The sequence below is a fragment of the Pseudomonas bijieensis genome, assembly GCF_013347965.1.
Taxonomy (GTDB): Bacteria; Pseudomonadota; Gammaproteobacteria; order Pseudomonadales; family Pseudomonadaceae; genus Aquipseudomonas; species Aquipseudomonas bijieensis.
Genome location: NZ_CP048810.1, coordinates 5,187,739 through 5,206,973 on the forward strand (window position 1 = coordinate 5,187,739; position 19,235 = coordinate 5,206,973).

General features: G+C 60.9%; 16 protein-coding genes and 1 pseudogene. 3 read left to right on the forward strand and 14 right to left on the reverse strand.

The window, feature by feature from the left end; all coding sequences use genetic code 11:
* The first annotated feature begins 1 nt into the window (after position 1).
* A complete protein-coding gene (locus GN234_RS22840) occupies positions 2-217 on the forward strand; it encodes a hypothetical protein (protein ID WP_013694234.1) in 216 nt (71 codons plus the stop codon).
* Here GN234_RS22840 and yacG read toward each other — a convergent pair.
* The 5 genes from yacG to pilB are packed head-to-tail and all read right to left on the reverse strand — an operon-like array spanning position 214 to position 4,831.
* Complete coding sequence (gene yacG, locus GN234_RS22845; protein ID WP_109756364.1) at positions 214-420, reverse strand: DNA gyrase inhibitor YacG; 207 nt, start codon at positions 418-420, stop codon at positions 214-216. The two genes, GN234_RS22840 and yacG, sit on opposite strands and share 4 nt — an antisense overlap.
* Positions 417-1,040 (reverse strand): dephospho-CoA kinase, encoded by a 624-nt coding sequence (gene coaE / locus GN234_RS22850; RefSeq protein ID WP_163856593.1) that lies wholly within the window; start codon positions 1,038-1,040, stop codon positions 417-419. Before coaE ends, yacG begins: the two co-directional genes overlap by 4 nt.
* Positions 1,040-1,909 carry a prepilin peptidase gene (locus GN234_RS22855; RefSeq protein WP_176689119.1) on the reverse strand — a complete coding sequence of 290 codons (870 nt, stop codon included), beginning with the start codon at positions 1,907-1,909 and terminating at the stop codon, positions 1,040-1,042. The genes coaE and GN234_RS22855 overlap by 1 nt, the downstream gene beginning before the upstream one ends.
* Before the next feature lies 1 nt (position 1,910).
* Positions 1,911-3,128, reverse strand: a complete 1,218-nt coding sequence (locus GN234_RS22860; RefSeq protein ID WP_109756361.1) for a type II secretion system F family protein — start codon at positions 3,126-3,128, stop codon at positions 1,911-1,913.
* Positions 3,129-3,130: 2 nt separating this feature from the next.
* Positions 3,131-4,831, reverse strand: a complete 1,701-nt coding sequence (gene pilB, locus GN234_RS22865; RefSeq protein ID WP_109756360.1) for a type IV-A pilus assembly ATPase PilB — start codon at positions 4,829-4,831, stop codon at positions 3,131-3,133.
* Between the two features lie 224 nt (positions 4,832-5,055).
* Between pilB and GN234_RS22870 the strand changes: the two genes are divergently transcribed.
* Positions 5,056-5,475 carry a pilin gene (locus GN234_RS22870; protein WP_134925863.1) on the forward strand — a complete coding sequence of 140 codons (420 nt, stop codon included), beginning with the start codon at positions 5,056-5,058 and terminating at the stop codon, positions 5,473-5,475.
* A 281-nt stretch (positions 5,476-5,756) separates the two neighbouring features.
* Positions 5,757-6,110, forward strand: coding sequence for a BON domain-containing protein (locus GN234_RS22875; protein WP_109756359.1), 354 nt, complete (start codon positions 5,757-5,759; stop codon positions 6,108-6,110).
* A 311-nt stretch (positions 6,111-6,421) separates the two neighbouring features.
* Here GN234_RS22875 and GN234_RS22880 read toward each other — a convergent pair whose 3' ends face one another.
* The 9 genes and pseudogenes from GN234_RS22880 to GN234_RS22920 all read right to left on the reverse strand — a co-directional run bounded on the left by GN234_RS22880 (position 6,422) and on the right by GN234_RS22920 (position 19,099).
* Complete coding sequence (locus tag GN234_RS22880; protein WP_176689120.1) at positions 6,422-6,718, reverse strand: DUF2845 domain-containing protein; 297 nt, start codon at positions 6,716-6,718, stop codon at positions 6,422-6,424.
* A gap of 1 nt (position 6,719) precedes the next feature.
* Positions 6,720-9,653 carry a DUF748 domain-containing protein gene (locus tag GN234_RS22885; RefSeq protein WP_176689121.1) on the reverse strand — a complete coding sequence of 978 codons (2,934 nt, stop codon included), beginning with the start codon at positions 9,651-9,653 and terminating at the stop codon, positions 6,720-6,722.
* Positions 9,654-9,774: 121 nt separating this feature from the next.
* The gene (locus GN234_RS22890; RefSeq protein WP_176689122.1) at positions 9,775-10,791 is read right to left on the reverse strand and encodes a class I SAM-dependent rRNA methyltransferase; all 1,017 of its coding nucleotides are present in this window, start codon (positions 10,789-10,791) and stop codon (positions 9,775-9,777) included.
* Between the two features lie 195 nt (positions 10,792-10,986).
* Positions 10,987-12,924, reverse strand: a complete 1,938-nt coding sequence (acs, locus tag GN234_RS22895; protein WP_176689123.1) for an acetate--CoA ligase — start codon at positions 12,922-12,924, stop codon at positions 10,987-10,989.
* A 224-nt stretch (positions 12,925-13,148) separates the two neighbouring features.
* A complete protein-coding gene (pgi, locus tag GN234_RS22900; protein WP_116641323.1) occupies positions 13,149-14,813 on the reverse strand; it encodes a glucose-6-phosphate isomerase in 1,665 nt (554 codons plus the stop codon).
* A 375-nt stretch (positions 14,814-15,188) separates the two neighbouring features.
* Positions 15,189-16,050, reverse strand: a pseudogene (gene panC, locus GN234_RS22905) (pantoate--beta-alanine ligase).
* Positions 16,047-16,847, reverse strand: coding sequence for a 3-methyl-2-oxobutanoate hydroxymethyltransferase (gene panB / locus GN234_RS22910; RefSeq protein WP_116833467.1), 801 nt, complete (start codon positions 16,845-16,847; stop codon positions 16,047-16,049). Before panB ends, panC begins: the two are co-directional and overlap by 4 nt.
* 365 nt (positions 16,848-17,212) lie before the next feature.
* The gene (gene folK / locus GN234_RS22915; protein ID WP_109756352.1) at positions 17,213-17,698 is read right to left on the reverse strand and encodes a 2-amino-4-hydroxy-6-hydroxymethyldihydropteridine diphosphokinase; all 486 of its coding nucleotides are present in this window, start codon (positions 17,696-17,698) and stop codon (positions 17,213-17,215) included.
* Between the two features lie 3 nt (positions 17,699-17,701).
* The gene (locus tag GN234_RS22920) at positions 17,702-19,099 is read right to left on the reverse strand and encodes a polynucleotide adenylyltransferase PcnB (RefSeq protein ID WP_057450877.1); all 1,398 of its coding nucleotides are present in this window, start codon (positions 19,097-19,099) and stop codon (positions 17,702-17,704) included.
* Positions 19,100-19,235 lie beyond the last annotated feature (136 nt).

The following is a 19,235-nucleotide window of genomic DNA, read 5'->3' on the forward strand; positions in this document are numbered from 1 at the left end:
CATGAGTGTTTATGAGTGGGCGAGACAAGAGATCAGGCGTAGTCACGATGCCGCAATGGAGATCGGTTTCGACCCGGGCTTGAGCCTGCGTGCCTTGCTCAGTGCGATCGTGCAGCAGAGCAAGACAGTGCGCAGCCCAGAAGACCTGGCCGATGAGTTGAGTTTCCTGGCGGAAAACCTCGACGATGAACAGGACTACGGTTTCATGAGGCCTTAATGATGTGAACGCGGTTCGAAATCTTCGCTGAACAGCTCATCCTCGGCATCGGGGCTGACCGGAATCTTGTGTTCTTCCGACGCCCAGGCGCCCAAGTCAATCAGCTTGCAGCGATCGGAGCAGAACGGCCGGAATTTGCTCTCCGGGCTCCATTCCACGGGGGCGCCACAGGTTGGGCAATCAACGGTTGGGATTTGGCTCATGACTGGCCTCCACGCAAAGTAAGGTAAAAGTGATGCAGGCGCTCGACCTCGCTGTGCAGCCAGGCGAGGTCGCGATCGTTGACCACCACATCGTCGGCATGGCTCAGGCGATCCTGACGGCTGGACTGGGCCTTGAGAATCGCCTGGACCTGCTGCTCGCTGGTCTGGTCGCGCTGCAAGGTACGTTCGATCTGCAGTTGTTCCGGCGCATCGATCACCAGGATCCGCTGGGTCATGGCGTACTGCCCTGACTCGATCAGCAGTGGCGATACCAGGATGGCGTAGGACGATTGTGCCTGGGCCAGGTGATGGGCGATCTCATCGGCGATCAGCGGATGCAGCAACGCCTCGAGCCAACGGCGTTCGTCGGCATTCTCGAAGATCAGCTTGCGCAGCGCCGCCCGGTCAAGTGCGCCATCGGCCTGCAATACACCGGGGCCGAAGTGCTCGGCGATTTTCGCCAGCGCCGGACGCCCGGGCTCGACCACCCAGCGCGCCGCATGGTCGGCGTCGATCACGTGCACGCCCAGATCGATGAAATGCTGGGCCGCTGCGCTCTTGCCGCTGCCGATGCCACCGGTCAGGCCGAGAATCCAGGGTTTTTCCAGGGGGGTATTCATTAGAAACCGACAGACTGCCAATAGAAGTCGGTTATTTGACCACCCCAGAGCAAGGCAATCCAGCCGGCAATGGCCAGATAAGGCCCAAAGGGGATCTGTGTCGACCCAGGGGCATCCCGCAGGCGCAGCACGATGACCCCGATAACGGCGCCCACCAGCGACGACAACAGCAACGTCAGCGGCAGGATCTGCCAGCCACCCCAGGCGCCGAGCATCGCCAACAGCTTGAAATCCCCGTAGCCCATGCCCTCCTTGCCGGTGATCAGCTTGAACACCCAGAACACCGACCACAGCGCCAGATAACCGGCCACCGCGCCCCACATCGCCTGGTTCAAGGAAACGAACAGCCCGAAGCTGTTGACGATCAAGCCCAGCCACAATAACGGCAATACCAGGGTATCGGGCAGCAATTGATGTTCGGCGTCGATCAGGCTCATGCCCAGCAGGCCCCAGGACAACACCATCACCATCGCCGCTTGCCAGCCAAAGCCGAAATGCCAGGCGACGAACGCCGACAGCGCGCCGCAGGCCAGTTCGGTCAGGGGGTAACGCCTGCCGATGGGCGCGGCGCAGCTCGAACAGCGACCGCCCAGCATCAGGTAGCTGAGCAGCGGAATGTTTTCCCAGGCGCGGATGCGATGGCCGCAGTGCGGGCATTGGGAATGGGGCAGCATCAGGTTATAGATCGGGCCCGGGGTTTCAGCCGGCAGGCCCAGCAGATCGTGGGCTTGCAGGCGCCATTCGCGGTCGAGCATCTTTGGCAGGCGCCACACCAGCACGTTGAGGAAGCTGCCGATGATCAGGCCGAGCAGTGCCGCAACGAGCACGAAAGCCAGGGGATATAGCACGAAGAATTCGCTCAGGGGCATGTCAGATCGCAGAGCCGAGTTGAAAGATGGGCAAGTACATGGCAACCACCAGGCCACCGACGACGACCCCCAGGACCACCATGATGAAGGGTTCCATCAGGCTGGTGAGGTTGTCCACCAGATTGTCCACCTCGGCCTCATAAAAGCTCGCCACCTTGTCGAGCATGTCATCCAGCGCACCGGATTCTTCGCCGATGGCGGTCATCTGGATCGCCAGGTTCGGAAAGATCCCTGAGGTACGCATGGAGAAATTCAACTGCATGCCGGTCGAGACGTCTTGCTTGATGCGCTGCACCGCGCGCTTGAACACCACGTTGCCGGTGGCGCCAGACACCGAGTCCAGGGCTTCCACCAGCGGCACGCCGGCGGCGAAGGTGGTGGAGAGCGTGCGGGCGTAGCGGGCCACGGCGGATTTGTACATCAGGGTGCCGATCAGTGGCAGCTTGAGCAGCCATTTATCGCGCCAGTCACGAAAGGCCTCGGAGCGCCTGAGTGCGTATTTCACGCCAAAGAATCCGCCCACCATCCCGCCGAGCAGTATCCACCATGACTCCTGCATGAACTCTGACAAGCCGATGACCATCACCGTGAAGGCCGGCAGCTGCGCGCCGAACCCGGAGAATACCGATTCGAACTGCGGCACCACCTTGACCAGCAGGATCCCTGTGACCACTGCGGCGACGAGAACGACGGCGGCTGGATAGGTCATGGCTTTCTTGATCTTGGCCTTGAGGGCTTCGCTCTTTTCCTTGTAGGTCGCGACCCGGTCCAGCAGCGTGTCCAGGGCGCCGGCCTGTTCACCGGCGTCCACCAGGTTGCAGTACAGGTCGTCGAAATACTGCGGGCATTTGCGCAGCGATGCGGCAAAGCTGTTGCCGGCGGCGACTTCCTGTTTCACCTCGTCCACCAGCTTGCGCATATTGGCGTTGTCGAAGCCTTCGCCAATGATGTCGAACGCCTGCAACAGAGGCACACCCGCCTTGAGCATCGTTGCCATCTGGCGGGTAAAGAGCGCGATATCCAATGGCTTGATGCGCTTGCCCTTGCTGAATATCGAGGTGGACTTCTTGCGTACCTTCTGCGGGTTGATGCCTTGTTTACGCAGCTGTGCCTTGACCAGGGCCGGGCTCTGGCCCGTCAGCTCGCCGGTCATTTTGGTGCCTTTGCGGTCCTTGCCTTCCCAAGTGTAAACATCGGTTTTGACTGCTTTGACCGCCATGTTCAATCCTTGGTGACCCGGTTGATTTCTTCGAGGCTGGTGACGCCCTGCATCACTTTGAGCAGCCCCGATGTACGCAGGTCATTGAAACCGTCCTTGCGCATTTGCAGATCGATTTCCAGCGAGTTGCCCTCGGCCATGATCAATCGCTGCAGCTCGGGCGTGTTCTTGACCACTTCGTAGACCCCCACGCGCCCTTTGTAACCATGGTTGCACTGTTCGCAACCGACCGGCTCATAGATCGTGAATGTGCCGATGCGTTCCCGGGGGAAGCCTTCCTTGAGCAAGGTCTCTTCGGGGATCTCGATGGCCTTCTTGCAGTGGTTGCACAACTTGCGCGCCAGCCGCTGGGCGATGATCAGGTGCACGGCGGTGGCGATGTTGAACCCTGGAATGCCCATGTTCTGCAGGCGGATCAGGGTTTCGGCGGCGCTGTTGGTGTGCAGGGTGGAGAGCACCAGGTGCCCGGTCTGGGCGGCCTTGATGGCGATCTCGGCGGTTTCCAGGTCGCGGATCTCGCCGACCATGATCACGTCCGGGTCCTGGCGCAGGAACGAACGCAGGGCCTGGGCGAAGTCCAGCCCCTGGCGTGGGTTCACGTTGACCTGGTTGATGCCTTCCATGTTGATCTCCACCGGGTCTTCAGCGGTGGAAATGTTGATGTCCACGGTGTTGAGGATGTTCAGCCCGGTGTACAGCGATACGGTCTTGCCCGAGCCGGTCGGCCCGGTCACCAGAATCAGCCCTTGCGGTTGCTTGAGGGCCGCCATGTACAGGTCTTTCTGGTCCGGTTCGTAGCCCAGGGCATCGATGCCCATTTGCGCGCTGGACGGGTCGAGGATCCGGATCACCACTTTTTCGCCCCAGAGCGTGGGCAGGGTGTTGACCCGGAAATCGATGGATTTGCTTTTCGACAGGCGCATTTTCAGGCGTCCGTCCTGGGGTTTGCGTCGTTCGGAAATATCGAGGCTGGCCATGACTTTCAGGCGCGCGGCGATACGGTTGGCCAGTTGGATCGGCGGCCTGGCGACTTCCCGCAGCATGCCGTCGGTGCGCACCCGCACCCGGTAGATTTTTTCATAGGGCTCGAAGTGCAGGTCGGAAGAGCCGCCCTTGATCGCGTCCAGCAGCATCTTGTTGACGAAGCGCACCACGGGCGCGTCGTCGGTGTCCTGGCCGGCGATGGAATCCTGTTTGGTATCGTCGATCGATTCGATGTCCAGGCCATCGAGGTCGACATCGCCCATGCCTTCCAGGCCTGTGCTACTGGATTCGAAGAACTTTTCGATGGCGTCGCTGAGCTTGTCGTCCTCCACCAGGATGGCTTCGGTGGTCAGGCCGGTGCTGAACTGGATGTCATTGATGGCCTGGTGATTGGTGGGGTCGGAGATGCCCACGAACAATTTGTTGCCTCGTCGCCACAGCGGCAGGGCGTGATGCTGGCGCACCAGTTTTTCGCTGACCAGGCCTGTGGGCTGGGTTTCCTTGTCCAGGCTGTTGAGGTCGAGTAGGGCGACGCCGAAGTGCTCCGAGGCGATTTCCGCGACCTGGCGGCTCTGGACCAGTTTGTTCTGTACCAGATAACTGACCAGGGGTATGCGACTGCGCTGGGCCTGTTGATACGCCTGTTGCGCGCTTTGCTCGGTGAGCAGTTCGGCCAGTACCAATTGCTTGGTCAGGCCGCTGAGGGCGATGTCATTCATGGGAATCCCGGCGGCGAACAGTTCATGACTTATAGCCTAGTCAAGCATCGACGCCAAACCAGCGAGCCAGGGTGACAAAAAACGTCAGATAGTGCGGTTGTTGAGGTAGGACGTAGCCGTTGAGCTGGTTGAAACCCCCTTGCTCATGGGGTTGCCGGGTTGGCATGTGCCCTGCAATGGCCGTTTCAGGTCATGAGATTCCGACTCATGCATGGGAGATGTCTATGAATAAGCAGAGTGGCTTTACCTTGATCGAGCTGCTGATCGTCGTGGCGATCATCGGCATTCTGGCGACCTTTGCGTTGCCGCAATATTCCAAGTACCAGGCGCGAGCCAAGGCAACGGCGGGACTGGCGGAAGTATCTGCGTTGAAGGTGCCGTTCGAGGACATCATGAATCAAGGCACCAACCCATCATTGGCCAATATTGGTGGGACATCGCCTACCAGCAATTGCACCTTGACCGCTTCAGGTACTGCTTCGGCTGGAACGGGTACCATCGCATGTACCTTGTTGAACGCGCCCGCTCCGGTCCTTGGCAAGGCGATCACTCTTACACGTTCTGCCGAAGGTGTTTGGAGTTGTGGTTCGACAGCTGCCCAGGAGTTCTTGCCAGCCGGCTGTACTGGTACAGCGGCTCCGTAAATTGAAGTTCGCTTGATCGGGTGGCGAGGGAGCGGGCTCCCTCGCTAAAGAAAATCCTTCGCAATTCATTAGCTTAGAAAAAGACCCAAACCCGCAAGTTGCATGTCCAGAATCACCGCTTCATGCATTTTGCATGATCACGAAAATCGCCGTTTCGCTTAACTTACTGATTTATAAGAAATTAATAAAAATTTCAAAAGTGGCACAGCCTTCGCACTACTCCTGATAACCCTGCCGGGATGCACGTCCGGCAGTTTTTGAGAAAAACAGGAGTTACTCGTATGAAGAAGTTCGCTATCACTGCCGCCGCTGCTACCGCTCTGACCCTGTCCATGGCTAGCGCATTCGCCGAGACCACTCAAGCAACTCAGGCGCCAATGATGCTGGCTGCGGGCGAAGTGACAGAGGCCAAGGAAGACGTTTCCGATACCTGGATCACCACCAAGGTCAAAGCTGATCTGGTCACTGAAAAAGGCATTCCAGGCACAGATATCAAAGTCGAAACCAACAAAGGTGTTGTGTCCCTGTCTTCGATGACCAAAGTCACTGATGCACAAAAAGACACCGCTGTGGCGATCGCCAAGAAAATCAAAGGCGTCAAGGCCGTATCGGCTGACGGCCTGAAAGCCGAGTAAGGCTAAGACTTCTCGCCTGGACTGGGAGAAGGCGCGGCAAGCGGGCCAGGATATACGTTTGCCGTCGCTTTGGAGTTCATGCGAAAGGCCACAAGGATGTGGCCATTACAGGCCTCCGGCATTCGTGTCGGGGGCCTGTTCTATTTCAGGGTGGCTCAAACTGTGGGTCAGACTCAGGCACCGGGCTGTTGCCATCGTGAGCAGGCTCGCTCCTACAGGTGATCGATTTCTCTCAGGAAGAACGCAATCCAATGTGGGAGCGAGCCTGCTCGCGATGGCGGCGGTACTTCAACACATATGGATGGACAAGCTCAGCGCCCACGCTTGCTGGTAATCTGCACCAGCCGATTGCCCACGAAACGCAGGTATTGATACATGCCGCTGTTGGGGCCGTAGGTCCATTCTTCCACCGGGTACTCTTCCCGACGATTGACACTGCGCTTATAGCCCAGGTCATCCCGCGCCACCGGCTCCCCGCACTTGCGCAGCACTTCACTCGAGCGGTCGCCGACGCTGATCAACTGGCTGCCGCAGCGCAGCGTTTCGGCTGCCGACACTTGGCCAGCGACAAGCAGTAGCGTCAGGCTGAGGCCGTACAAGTGCTTCATCTTATTCGGCATCCAGATGCATAGGCGTGATCACGCGACCGTCGCTCTCGGCCTGGCCGAGGCTGGCGTCGATGAAATACACGCGGTCGTCGGCCAGTTGCCCTTTGTCCACCAGGAAGTCCTTGATACTGCTGGCCCGTTCCTGTCCAAGTTGGCGCAGGAGCACGTCACTGCCACTCCAGAACTTGATCACGCCTTCACGCAGTTTCTCGATACGCGCCTTTTTGTCCAGTTGCGTCCATTCGGCGGGCGGCTGGGTCTTGAGGCGGGTGCGGTAGATGCCTTCGAGCAGTGGTGGTTTTTCATCCTCGGGCACCTGTATCAGCGAGGCCTGGGCCGGTACCTTATCGCCCCGACGCTGCAGCATCTTGTAGTAGTTGTACTGGTACTCGCGCTCCAGGCGCTGGGCGGCGAGCAGCGGGCCGTCGCTGCTCTCGGCGGCGGTGCCTTCGATCTCCAGGCGCAGCTCCGGACGTTTACCCAGGGCCTCGGACAGCTTGAGCAGTACACCTTCGTTTTCCTTGCTCAGATCGCTGGAGCCGGGAGCGAACGACACACTGCCCAGGTCCTCAGAACTGCCACCGGCCACCAATCCGCCAATGAGCTTGAACGGCGCCTGGGCCGCTCGTACCACCAGGTTGCGCAGGGTCTGCCAGATGATTGGCATGACGCTGAATTGCGGATCGTTGAGATCGCCGGACACCGGCAGTTCGATGGAAATCTTGCCGTCGGAGTCCTTCAGCAGTGCGACAGCCAACTTGAGTGGCAGGCTCACGGCATCCGGGCTGTCGACTTTTTCCCCCAATTGCAGTTGCTCGACCACCACCTTGTTCTCCGCCTGGAGCTTGCCCTGGGTGATCCGGTAATGCAGGTCGAGATTGAGCCGGCCCTTCCGGATGCGATAGCCAGCGAACTTGCCGGAGTAGGGGGTCAGGGTGGTCAACTCGACCCGTTTGAAGCTGGTGGCGATGTCGAGGCTGGCCATCGGGTCGAAGGGGTTGACCGCACCCTTGATGGTGACCGGTGCATAGCGATCGACCTTGCCCTTGATGTCCACGCTGGCCGGTTTGGCCTGGCGGCTGTCGATGGTGCCGATCTGGCCGTTGAGCTGCTGGATGGCCGTGGCGAAGTTTGGGGTCAGGCTGAAGTCGGCGAAGTTGGCCGAGCCGTCGTTAATGGCAATGCCGCCGATATGGATACCCAGCGGTTTTTCCTGGGAGGCCGGTTTTGCCGCGGTTTTCTTCGTGCCGCTGTCGGCCGGTTGTGGGATCAGCAGGTCATCGACATTGGTGGTGCGGTCGTCGTTGATCATGAAGCGCGCGTACGGCTGGAACAGGTTGACCTTGTCGATGGACAGGCTGTCTCCGTGCTGATAGTTCAGGCCCTCGAGGACCAGGCTCTGCCACTTGAGGAAATCGCGGGTCTTGAGGGTGTCGAGGGTGTGCAACTGATCGACCTGGGCGCGACCGGTAACGGCGAATGCCAGCGGCTCGGTGCTCTTGAGATCCACCGCCAGGTCGCTGCCGAGCATCCCGGAGCGTAATTCCAGGCGAATGAATGGGTTGATGTACGACTGGGCAACACGCAGGTCGACGTCCTGGGTCTTGACCTTGAGTCGGGCGCTGATCGGGTTCAGGTTGACCTCGCCGTCGGCCAGGATCTTGCCCTGTTTGCCTATCCCGGTGTCCAGCTTGAGGGTAAAGGGCGAGCCGTTGAGGGTGTCGTAGTTCTGCAGGTCGAGGTTCAGCGGGCCGACCTCCAGTGCCACGGCGGGCTGCGCCTGGCGGTCGGCCAGGTGCACCTGGTAGTTGCGCAGTTGCACGTCCTTCAACATCACCTGCCACGGTTTGCTGGGCGGTGCCGGTTCAGCTTTTGGCGAATCGGCCGCTGCCGGTGCGGACGCCGGTTCAGCCTTGACCTGGGGTTTGGCCGGCTGGCTGGCGAAGAGTTTCTGCCAATCCAGTTGTCCGTCCGCCTCGCGTGCGGCCCAGGTTTCCAGCTTCTGGCTGCGGATCTTGCCCACCACCACTTGCTGCTTGGCCAGGTCCACCGTGGTTTCACTGACGTCCAGGCGTTCGAGTTTCACCAGTGGACGGCCATCGGGGGCCTTGATGGCGAAAGGTGCGACGCTGATGGCGACGTTGTTGAGCAACAACTCGGTGCCCTTGGCCAGGTTCAGCTTGTAGTCGGTGCTGAGGTTCAGGATGCCGTTTTCCAACACCAGCGGTACGGCGTCGCGCACATAGGGCCACCAGGCTTTCATCTGGCCGCCGGTGACTTTGAGCGTGCCTTGGGAGGCGATCGGCGTGAGGCTGAAATTACCGGTCCAGTCGATCTGCCCGCCTTCTGGGCCGGCGGCCACCAGGGTCATGTCGGCATTGTCGTCGGGCAGGGTGCTGAGATTTTTCAGCTCGAAATCGAGGGTGTCGTAGAGAAATTCGATGGGCTCGCTGGGACGCAGGTCCTGGAAATGCACATAACCGCCGGCCAACTTGATGCGATCGACCCGCAGGGGGAACGGTTTGGCCTCGGGGTCGGCGGGCGTCGGTTCGCTGGCCGGCAGCTTGAACAGGCCCAGCAGGTTCAGCTGGCCGTCGTTGGTGAACACCACTTCGGTCTTGGGCTTGTCCAGTTCGATGTCGACCAGATGCAGGGCGCCGGACCACAGGCTATCGAGTTGCAGGTTGGCGTAGAGCCGTTCGAAGCCGACCTGCTCCTTGCCCGGTTCGCCGATATTCAGGCCCCAGAGGGTGACTTCCAGACTGAAGGGATTGAGTTCTATACGCTGGATCTGGGCCGGCACCGTCGCAAGGGCGGCCAATTGCTGGTTGGCGATGCGCAAGGCAATGCCCGGCAATATCAGGAAACCCAACAGGCTGTAGAGGGCCAGTGCGGTCAACAGAGCGCCGATAGCGCGAATCAATCCTTTGGGCATGTGCGGCTTCATCTTGGTGTGAATTCGGAATGCCTTGGAGTATGGCATGCGTTTACGGTTCCGAAGCCACTGTGATTTATGAGATTTGTCTGGTTTTCTCGGTAAGAATTTCGACGCGGGCCTAGAGCTGGAGGATCAACGTCTTGAGCGGCGGTTGCTGATCCAGCGAGGGGAAATCGCCGCCAGGCGTCAGCACGCTCCATTCGCGCACCGGCCGGCCAGCCTTTTCCGCGCAACGCAACACCTGCTCGCGCCAGTCGTCCATGGACACTTTTGCCAGGTTGTTGCAGCAGATCAGTACGCCATTGTCGGCGGTGGTGAGCAGCGCCGGTTTCAGCAAGCTTTGGTAGTCACGCAACAGGTCGACGGTGCCGAACGCACTTTTCGCCCAGGCCGGTGGGTCGAGCAGCACGAGGTCGTACTGGCGTTGCTCCAGGCGCGCGTAGCTTGGCAGTTTCTGCCCGCGACGCTGGCTGATGGGCAGGCCGGCCAGTTGGCGGATCGCCGGGAAGTAATCCGACTGCACGAATTCCATCGGCGGCAAATCGGGGTTGAGCAGGCCGTTTTCGCGGCCCACCGCCAGGTTGCCCTCGGCGAAGTCCAGGTTGCACACCTCCCGCGCGCCACCGGCCGCAGCACTCAGGCCAACGCCGCAGGTATAGGCGAACAGGTTCAGCACGCTTTTGTCGCGGCTGTGTTCCTTGACCCAGCCCCGGGCGTTGCGCAGGTCGAGAAACAACAGTGGATCCTGCCCGGCATGGCGGCCGCGAACGCGATAATTCAAGCCCCATTCATGTCCGACCAGGTCTTGCAGGGCGGCCTCGTCAGCCTGATAGACCGTGTCCTGGCGGTCGATGCGCGAATTGCCCCGGGCGCGGTCGTTGTAGACCAACAAGGTTTCCAGGCCCAGCCATTCGTTGACGATGCCATGCAGTTGCAGCAGGTCGTCGCGCTCCAGTGATTGATGGAAGCTCTGCACCAGCAGTTGCGGGCCGTAGCGGTCGACGGTCAGGCCGGGCGCGCCTTCCTGGCTGCCGTGGAACAGGCGATAGCAATCGGTGCCTTGCTCATGCAATTGGCCAAGCAGTTCCTGACGCTGGTCGAGGGCGGCGCGCAGCGCCTGATTCAAGGAAGACATGCTGGGCGCGCCTTTGAGAAATGAGGCGCGGGAGTTTAGCAGTTATGAAAGATCGGGTTTGAGGTTGCATCAGGCTGCGAACCCGATACGGTCCCGTGGCGAGGGAGCTTGCTCCCGCTGGGCTGCGCAGCGGCCCTATGATTTTTGTGCTACGCACTCCAGCGGAGCAAGCTCCCTCGCCACAGGTTCTTGTGCTTATCGATTCAAGCGCTTGTCGATCAGCCCCTCCACCACACTTGGATCGGCCAGGGTCGAGGTATCGCCGAGGCTGTCGAGCTCATTGCAGGCGATCTTGCGCAGGATCCGCCGCATGATCTTGCCCGAACGAGTCTTGGGCAGTGCTGGCGCCCACTGGATCAGTTCCGGCTTGGCGAAGCTGCCGATTTCCTTGCTGACGTGGGCCAGCAACTCCTTCTTCAACTCGTCATTGGCCTCCACACCGTTCATCGGCGTGACGAAAGCATAGATGCCCTGGCCCTTGAGGTCGTGGGGGTAGCCGACGACCGCCGCTTCGGCAATGTTGTCGTGCAATACCAGGGCGCTTTCCACCTCGGCGGTGCCAATGCGATGCCCGGAGACGTTGATCACATCGTCGATACGCCCGGTGATCCAGTAATCGCCGTCCTCATCGCGGCGCGCCCCATCGCCGGTGAAGTAATAGCCGGGATAGGGCTTGAAGTAGGTGTCGACCATGCGCTGATGGTCGCCGAAGACGCTGCGAATCTGCCCAGGCCAACTGGATTTGATCGCCAGCACACCGCTGCCGGCACCGCTGATTTCCTTGCCCACCTCATCCAGCAAGACCGGTTGTACGCCGAACATTGGCCGGGTGGCGCAGCCGGGCTTGAGCCGTGGCGCGCTCACCAGGGGGCTGAGCATGATGCCGCCGGTTTCGGTCTGCCACCAGGTATCGACAATCGGGCAGCGCTGTTCGCCGACCGCGTTGAAGTACCATTCCCACGCCTCCGGGTTGATCGGCTCACCGACACTGCCGAGCAATCGCAGGCTTTTGCGCGACGTTTCCTGCAGCGGTCCGGTGCCTTCGCGCATCAAGGCCCGCAGTGCGGTGGGTGCGGTATAGAAGATGTTGACCTGATGTTTGTCGATCACCTGCCAGAAACGCGAACTGCTGGGGTGGCTCGGCACGCCTTCGAAGATCAGCGTGGTGGCGCCGTTGGCCAACGGGCCGTAGACGATGTAACTGTGGCCGGTGACCCAGCCGACGTCGGCGGTGCACCAGAACACTTCGTTGTCGCGGTAATCGAGCACGTACTTGAACGTCATCGCCGCTTGCAGCAAATAGCCGCCCGTGGTGTGCAGCACGCCCTTGGGTTTGCCGGTGCTGCCGGAGGTGTAGAGGATGAACAGCGGATCCTCGGCATCCATCGGTTCGGGTGGGCAGTCGTCGCTCATCTCGTGCATGGCCTCGTGGTACCGGAGGTCACGCCCTTCAACCCAGTCCATGTCGCCCTGGGTGCGCTCGACCACCAGCACGGTGCTGACGTTCGGACAGCTTTCCAGGGCTTTGTCGACGTTGCGCTTGAGCGGTATGAAGCGCCCGCCGCGCACACCCTCGTCGGCGGTGATCACGGTGCGGCAATCGGCATCGAGAATTCGGTCACGCAGCGAATCCGGCGAAAAACCGCCGAACACCACCGAATGCACCGCGCCGATGCGGGTGCAGGCGAGCATGGCGTAGGCGGCTTCCGGAATCATCGGCATGTAGATGCAGACCCGGTCGCCTTTCCTCACCCCACGGCTTTTCAGCACGTTGGCCAGGCGGCTCACATGATTGTGAAGTTTCCTGTAAGTGATTTGCGCCGATTCGGCGGGGTCGTCGCCTTCCCAGATGATCGCGACCTGGTCACCGCGGGTGTCCAGGTGGCGGTCGATGCAATTGGCGCTGACGTTCAGCTTGCCGCCGGCGAACCAGGTCGCGTCGCCGTTCTTGAGGTCATAGCGCTGAACGGTTTGCCAGGGCGTCATCCAGTCGAGAAAGCGCGTGGCCTGCTCGGCCCAGAAGGCGCTGGGGTGTTCGATGGATTCTTTGTAGAGCCGCTGGTATTCGTCTTGACTCAGTTGCGCAGCCCGGCGGACGGCATCGGCGTGGGGGTACTGGCTGATATCGAACATGACGGTTCCTTATTCTTGTTTTTGCGACAAGTCATAAAGATGCGCCCAGTAGCGGGAGGGTTCAAGTCATGTACAAAGCAACTGTGGGAGCGAGCTTGGTGGGGGCAAAGTTTGCTCGCGATGACGTCGTCACATTCAACGGATAGGTTGATGTCAGACCGCTATCGCGAGCAAGCTTTGCTCCCACCAAGCCCGCTCCCACAGGGGGAGTGAAAACCCAGGGATCAGCCGCGATGACGCCCGCGGAAGTAGTTGATCAAGCCCTGGGTCGAGGCATCTTCGGCCGGGCTTTCTTCGCTGCCCACCAGGCGGTTGTAGACGCCCTTGCCCAGTTCCTTGCCCAGTTCCACGCCCCATTGGTCGAAGGCGTTGATGCCCCAGACCACGCTCTGCACGAACACCTTGTGTTCATACAGCGCCACCAATGCGCCGAGGCGCCGTGGGCTGATGCGTTCGACCACCAGGGTATTGCTCGGACGGTTGCCGGGGATCACCTTGTGGGAGGCCAGTTTCTGCACCTCTTCTTCGCTGGCGCCCTTGTCCCGCAGTTCGGCTTCGGCTTCGGCGCGGGTCTTGCCGAGCATCAGCGCCTGGCTCTGGGACAGGCAGTTGGCGTACAGCCACTGGTGGTGATCGGAAACCGGGTTGAAGCTGACGATCGGCACGATGAAGTCGGCCGGGATCAACTGGGTGCCTTGGTGCAGCAACTGGTGATAGGCGTGCTGGCCGTTGCAACCGACGCCGCCCCAGATCACCGGGCCCGTGTCGGTCGACACCGGCGTGCCGTCCTGGCGCACGCTCTTGCCGTTGGACTCCATGTCCAGTTGCTGCAAGTGCTTGGTGATGTTGCGCAGGTAATGGTCGTACGGCAGGATCGCGTGGCTCTGCGCGCCCCAGAAGTTGCCGTACCACACGCCCAGCAGTGCCAGGAGCACCGGCATGTTCTGCTCGAACGGTGCGCTCTGGAAATGCTGGTCCATGGAATAGGCCCCGGACAGCAACTCCTTGAAGTTCGACATGCCGATGGCCAGGGCGATCGGCAGGCCGATGGCCGACCACAGCGAGTAGCGCCCGCCGACCCAGTCCCACATCGGGAAGATGTTTTCTTCGCGAATACCGAAGGCCACGGCGGCGGCGTTGTTGCTCGACACGGCGATAAAGTGGCGATACAGCTCCGCTTCGGAACCGCCCTGGGCCAGATACCAGGCGCGGGCTGCCTGGGCGTTCTTCAGGGTTTCGAGGGTGTTGAAGGATTTCGACGAAACGATGAACAGCGTGGTTTCGGCGCGCAGCTTCATGGTCAGTTCATGGAATTCGCTGCCGTCGATGTTCGCCAGATAGTGGCAGCGAACGCCTTTTTGCGCGTAGGACAACAGCGCTTCGGAAACCAGTTCCGGGCCGAGGAAAGAGCCGCCGATACCGATGTTCACCACGTCGGTGATGGGCTTTTCGGTGTAGCCGCGCCACAGGCCGTCGTGAATGCGGCCGACCAGGTCGGTGATCTGGTTCAGCACTTTATGTACGTCTGGCATCACGTTGACACCGTTGACCAGCAATTTGTCGCCCACTGGCCGACGCAGGGCGGTGTGCAAGGCAGGGCGGTTTTCCGAGGCGTTGACGATTTCGCCTTCGAACAGCGACTTGATCGCGCCCTTGAGGTCGACTTCGTTGGCCAGGCCCACCAGCAGGTCGCGGGTCTGGGCATTGATCAGGTTTTTCGAGTAGTCGAGAAACAGGCCGCAGCTCGACAGGGTGAATTGAGTGAAACGCTGCGGATCGGCATTGAACGCTTCGCGCATGCTGAAATCCTGCATGGCTTTGCGGTGGTCATTCAGCGCTTGCCAGGCTGGCAGAGCGGTCACGTCATGAGGGGTTCGGTAATACGCCATCGCTGCGGGTTTCCTTTTTTACTTGAACGACCTTTTGTACACTAAAAATTCCGACGCGGCTCGAGGTGGGCGTGCGGACACTGCGTCGACACGATCGCCGGACGCAGGGCGACTACAGTAAACCTCGCGTTGCGATCTGTCTTGACTTTGTAAGACCGGTTCCCGGTACTTTTTTATACAACGGGGGTGGGACGGGGCCGACAGACGGAAACGCGATGAGGTCTTGCGGACAAACTGAGTTGTTGTGGGGGGGCTTGTGGGAGCAAAGCTTGCTCGCGACGACGAGGTCACATTCAACACCTATGTTGACTATCAGACCGCTATCGCGAGCAAGCTTTGCTCCCACGGGCCTCCTCCCGCGGGGTGTGCGTTGGTTCAGGCGGGGGTGTCGAGATCCAGATGCAAGTTGTCGATCAGGCGCGTGGTACCGAGGAAGGCCGCCACCAGAATGACCAGGTCGCGGTCCTCGCTCGACGCCGGGCGCAGGGTCTTGGCGTGACGGATTTCCAGATAATCGGGGAGCAGGCCAGCGGCTTCGAGTTGCTTGAGCTGCTCGCCGATCAGCGCCGGGGAAGTCCCGTTGGCCCTGCCTGATCGCTTCGGCGATCTGGCTCAGGCTGCGATAGACCACGGGCGCGACGGCGCGTTGCTCCGGGCTGAGGAAGCCATTGCGCGACGACAGCGCCAGGCCGTCCTCGGCACGGACGGTCGGCTCGCCGATGATCTGGATCGGCATGTTCAAGTCATGGACCAGGGCGCGAATCACCGCCAGTTGCTGGAAGTCTTTCTGGCCAAACACCGCCAGGTCAGGCTGGACCATGTTGAACAGTTTGCTGACCACCGTCGCCACACCCTCGAAATGCCCTGGACGGCTGGCGCCGCACAAGCCTTCGGACAATTGCGGGACGCTGACCCGGGTTTGTCCGGCCATGCCGTCGGGGTACATCTCTTCGACGCTGGGAGCGAACAGCAGATGGCAGCCGGCCTGGAGTAGTTTTTCCTGGTCGGCCGCCAGGGTGCGGGGGTATTTGTCCAGGTCTTCGCCGGCGCCGAATTGCAGCGGATTGACGAAAATGCTCGCCACCACGAAGTCGGCCCGTTGCGCAGCCTTGGTCACCAGCGCCATATGACCGCTGTGCAGGTTGCCCATGGTCGGTACGAAGGCGATGCGTTTGCCTTCGCCGCGGGCACGGGCCACGGCGGCCCGCAGTTCGCGTACGGTTTTGACGGTGTTCATGCGGAGAATCCGTGTTCAATGCCTGGGAAGGTGGCTGCCTTGACTTCAGCGACGTAGGCACCCAGGGCCGCCTGGATGGAGGTTTGCCCGGTCATGAAGTTCTTCACGAACTTGGGCACGCGACCGGTGATCGACAGCCCGAGCATGTCGTGCAGGACCAGCACCTGGCCGTCGGTGGCGCTACCGGCGCCGATCCCGATGACCGGGATCTTCACCGCCTGGGTGATTTCTTCAGCCAGTTCGCTGGGCACGCATTCAAGCAGCAACATCGCCGCGCCAGCCTGCTCCAGTGCAATGGCATCGGCGCGCATCTGCCGCGCCTGGTTTTCATTGCGGCCCTGGACTTTGTAGCCACCGAGGATGTTCACCGCTTGCGGGGTCAGGCCCAAGTGCGCGCACACCGGGATACCGCGCTCGGCCAGTAACCGAATCGAATCGGCCAGCCACAACGCGCCTTCGACCTTGACCATGTGGGCACCGGCCTGCATCAGCATGGCGCTGTTGGTCATGGTTTGTTCGAGGGTGGCGTAGGCCATGAACGGCAGGTCGGCGAGGATCAGTGCATCGGTGTTACCGCGTTTGACAGCGGCTACATGGTAGGCCATCTCGGCGGTGGTCACCGGCAGCGTGCTGTCGTGACCTTGCAGCACCATGCCGAGGGAATCGCCCACCAGCAACACTTCGACACCGGCCTCGTTGCAGGCGTGGGCGAAGGTCGCGTCATAGCAGGTCAGCATGGCGATTTTCTCACCTTTTTGCTTGAGACCTTGCAGCGTGGTCAGGGTAATAGCTGGCATGAAAAAGTCCTCATTAGGCGCTCGTGAATTACTGCGAGTAACGCGCATGATTCGTCATTTATACAGGCGCACCCTCTATGCGTGGTGCTTGTAAGGCCTGGACTGCGCCCTTTAAACGCCGCGTTGGCGGCAACGGGACGCCTATAGTCGTGAGGAGCACTCGGGAAGTCAATTGGATGTGTTACCGCCGGGTGTTACCGGGGTTACTGATGCGTTTCAGCGTAGAGGGAGTGTCCCGGATCTGACTGTCCGGTACCGGATCCTGTGGGAGCGAGCCTGCTCGCGATAGCGGTGTGTCAGTCGACATATACATTGACTGATCCGCCGCTACCGCGAGCAGGCTCGCTCCCACAAGGGTATCTATGTCAGTTGGGAGGCAAGCGTTCCAGGCCGACGAATGGGCACGCCGCAAGCAGGTCCTTGAGCCGGCGCCCATCGGCCAGGCGCAGGTCGGCGGGCGCCAACTCGGCCAGTGGATACAGCACGAAGGCCCGGGCCTGCATGTGGTAATGGGGGACCTTGAGGCGGGGCTCGTCGATCAGGCGATCACCAAACAGCAGGATGTCCAGGTCCAGGGTGCGCGGGCCCCAGCGTTCGAGGCGTTCGCGACCCTGTCCGGTTTCGATGGCTTGCAGCGCATCGAGCAGATCCAACGGCGCCAGGTGGCTGTCCAGCGCCGCCACCGCGTTGGTATAGCGCGGCTGGCCGGGCAGCAGGGAATCGCTTTGATAAAACGCCGAGACCCCCACCAGTTGGGTCTCGGGCAATTGCGCCAGCGCCTGGACGGCACAGCGCAATTGTTCGGCGGGTTCGGCCAGGTTGCTGCCCATGCCGATGTAGATGCGTTCCATCGATTACTCGCCCGATGCGCTCGGTACACCGGCACGCTTGCGCTTGGCGCCGCTGCTGCGACGACGCTTGCGCGGGCCGCTGGCGCCGTCATCCTTGCCGCTGAGTTCGCGAATCATGTCGCGGCGCTCGCTGTCGTTGGCGTCCTGGTAATCGGTCCACCATTCGCCCAGGCCATCGGTCTGCTCGCCTGCGCTTTCACGCAGCAGCAGGAAGTCGTAGCCGGCGCGGAAACGCGGGTTGTCCAGCAGCAGGTCGGCACGTTTGCCGCTGCGCCGTGGCAGGCGCTCCTGCATGTCCCAGATCTCGCGGATCGGCATGGTGAAGCGTTTTGGAATGGCGATGCGCTGGCACTGCTCGGCGATCAGCTCGTGGGCGGCCTCCTGCATCGCCGGGATCGGCGGCATGCCACGTTCCTGCAGGCGCAGTACCCGGGCCGGCAGGGCCGGCCAGAGCAGGGCGGCAAACAGGAAGGCCGGGGTTACCGGCTTGTTCTGCTTGATGCGCAGGTCGGTGTTGATCAGCGCTTCGCTGATCAGGGTGTGGGTATAGGTCGGGTTGTGCTCCAGGGCCTCGGCGCTGGCGGGGAACAGCGGATCGAACAGTTGCAGGTCCACCAGCATCTCGAAGGTGTCCGCCGCGTTGCCCGACAGGAACAGCTTGAGCACTTCTTCGAACAGTCGGGCCGAAGGAATTTCCCGCAGCATCGGCGCCAGTTCGCGAATCGGAAGGGCGCTGTGTTTTTCGATGCCGAAATCCAGCTTGGCGGCGAAACGCACCGCTCGCAGCATCCGCACCGGATCTTCCTGGTAGCGCTGCTTGGGGTCGCCAATCAGGCGGATCAGGCGATTGCGAATGTCGTGTACGCCGTTGGCGTAATCGAGGATGCGCTCGCTGACCGGATCGTAATACAGGGCGTTGATGGTGAAGTCGCGGCGTTGCGCGTCTTCTTCCAGGGTGCCGTAGACGTTATCGCGCAGGATGCGCCCGCTCTCGTTGCGAGAAGACTGGTTGCTGTCTTCCTCTTCGTCGTTTTGCGGGTGATTGGCGCGGAACGTCGCCACTTCGATGATTTCGCGACCGAAGTGGATGTGGACCAGCTTGAAGCGCCGGCCAATGATCCGCGCATTGCGAAATTCGGCCCGTATCTGTTCCGGCGTGGCACTGGTGGCGACGTCGAAATCCTTGGGCGTGATGTTGAGCAGCATGTCGCGCACGCAGCCACCGACCAGGTAAGCCTGGTAGCCGGCGTTCTGCAAACGTTCGACGATGTTCACCGCATAACGGCTGAACTGGGCCTTTTGCAGTGAATGCTGGCCGCTGTTGAGCACTTCAGGCGTGCTGCGAATGTGTTGCGTACGACGCAAGGGAGAACGGAATGACTGGAACAGCTTCTTCAGCATGGGATGCACTGTTTGAAGGAATATTCGGCCAAAAACAAAGAATGACCGCATGATGGGCCGGGATTCTAGCATTTAGTCGAGGGATGGTGTAGGACGCAGGAGTTTTGAGCTGCAAGCTTGCGCGACAAGCCTTGTA

Excerpts from the sequence above, each read along its gene's own strand:
- GN234_RS22840 (WP_013694234.1), top strand. The coding sequence starts at position 2 with ATGAGTGTTTATGAGTGGGCGAGACAAGAGATCAGGCGTAGTCACGAT.
- yacG (WP_109756364.1), bottom strand. The coding sequence starts at position 420 with ATGAGCCAAATCCCAACCGTTGATTGCCCAACCTGTGGCGCCCCCGTG.
- coaE (WP_163856593.1), bottom strand. The coding sequence starts at position 1,040 with ATGAATACCCCCCTGGAAAAACCCTGGATTCTCGGCCTGACCGGTGGC.
- GN234_RS22855 (WP_176689119.1), bottom strand. The coding sequence starts at position 1,909 with ATGCCCCTGAGCGAATTCTTCGTGCTATATCCCCTGGCTTTCGTGCTC.
- GN234_RS22860 (WP_109756361.1), bottom strand. The coding sequence starts at position 3,128 with ATGGCGGTCAAAGCAGTCAAAACCGATGTTTACACTTGGGAAGGCAAG.
- pilB (WP_109756360.1), bottom strand. The coding sequence starts at position 4,831 with ATGAATGACATCGCCCTCAGCGGCCTGACCAAGCAATTGGTACTGGCC.
- GN234_RS22870 (WP_134925863.1), top strand. The coding sequence starts at position 5,056 with ATGAATAAGCAGAGTGGCTTTACCTTGATCGAGCTGCTGATCGTCGTG.
- GN234_RS22875 (WP_109756359.1), top strand. The coding sequence starts at position 5,757 with ATGAAGAAGTTCGCTATCACTGCCGCCGCTGCTACCGCTCTGACCCTG.
- GN234_RS22880 (WP_176689120.1), bottom strand. The coding sequence starts at position 6,718 with ATGAAGCACTTGTACGGCCTCAGCCTGACGCTACTGCTTGTCGCTGGC.
- GN234_RS22885 (WP_176689121.1), bottom strand. The coding sequence starts at position 9,653 with ATGCCCAAAGGATTGATTCGCGCTATCGGCGCTCTGTTGACCGCACTG.
- GN234_RS22890 (WP_176689122.1), bottom strand. The coding sequence starts at position 10,791 with ATGTCTTCCTTGAATCAGGCGCTGCGCGCCGCCCTCGACCAGCGTCAG.
- acs (WP_176689123.1), bottom strand. The coding sequence starts at position 12,924 with ATGTTCGATATCAGCCAGTACCCCCACGCCGATGCCGTCCGCCGGGCT.
- pgi (WP_116641323.1), bottom strand. The coding sequence starts at position 14,813 with ATGGCGTATTACCGAACCCCTCATGACGTGACCGCTCTGCCAGCCTGG.
- panB (WP_116833467.1), bottom strand. The coding sequence starts at position 16,847 with ATGCCAGCTATTACCCTGACCACGCTGCAAGGTCTCAAGCAAAAAGGT.
- folK (WP_109756352.1), bottom strand. The coding sequence starts at position 17,698 with ATGGAACGCATCTACATCGGCATGGGCAGCAACCTGGCCGAACCCGCC.
- GN234_RS22920 (WP_057450877.1), bottom strand. The coding sequence starts at position 19,099 with ATGCTGAAGAAGCTGTTCCAGTCATTCCGTTCTCCCTTGCGTCGTACG.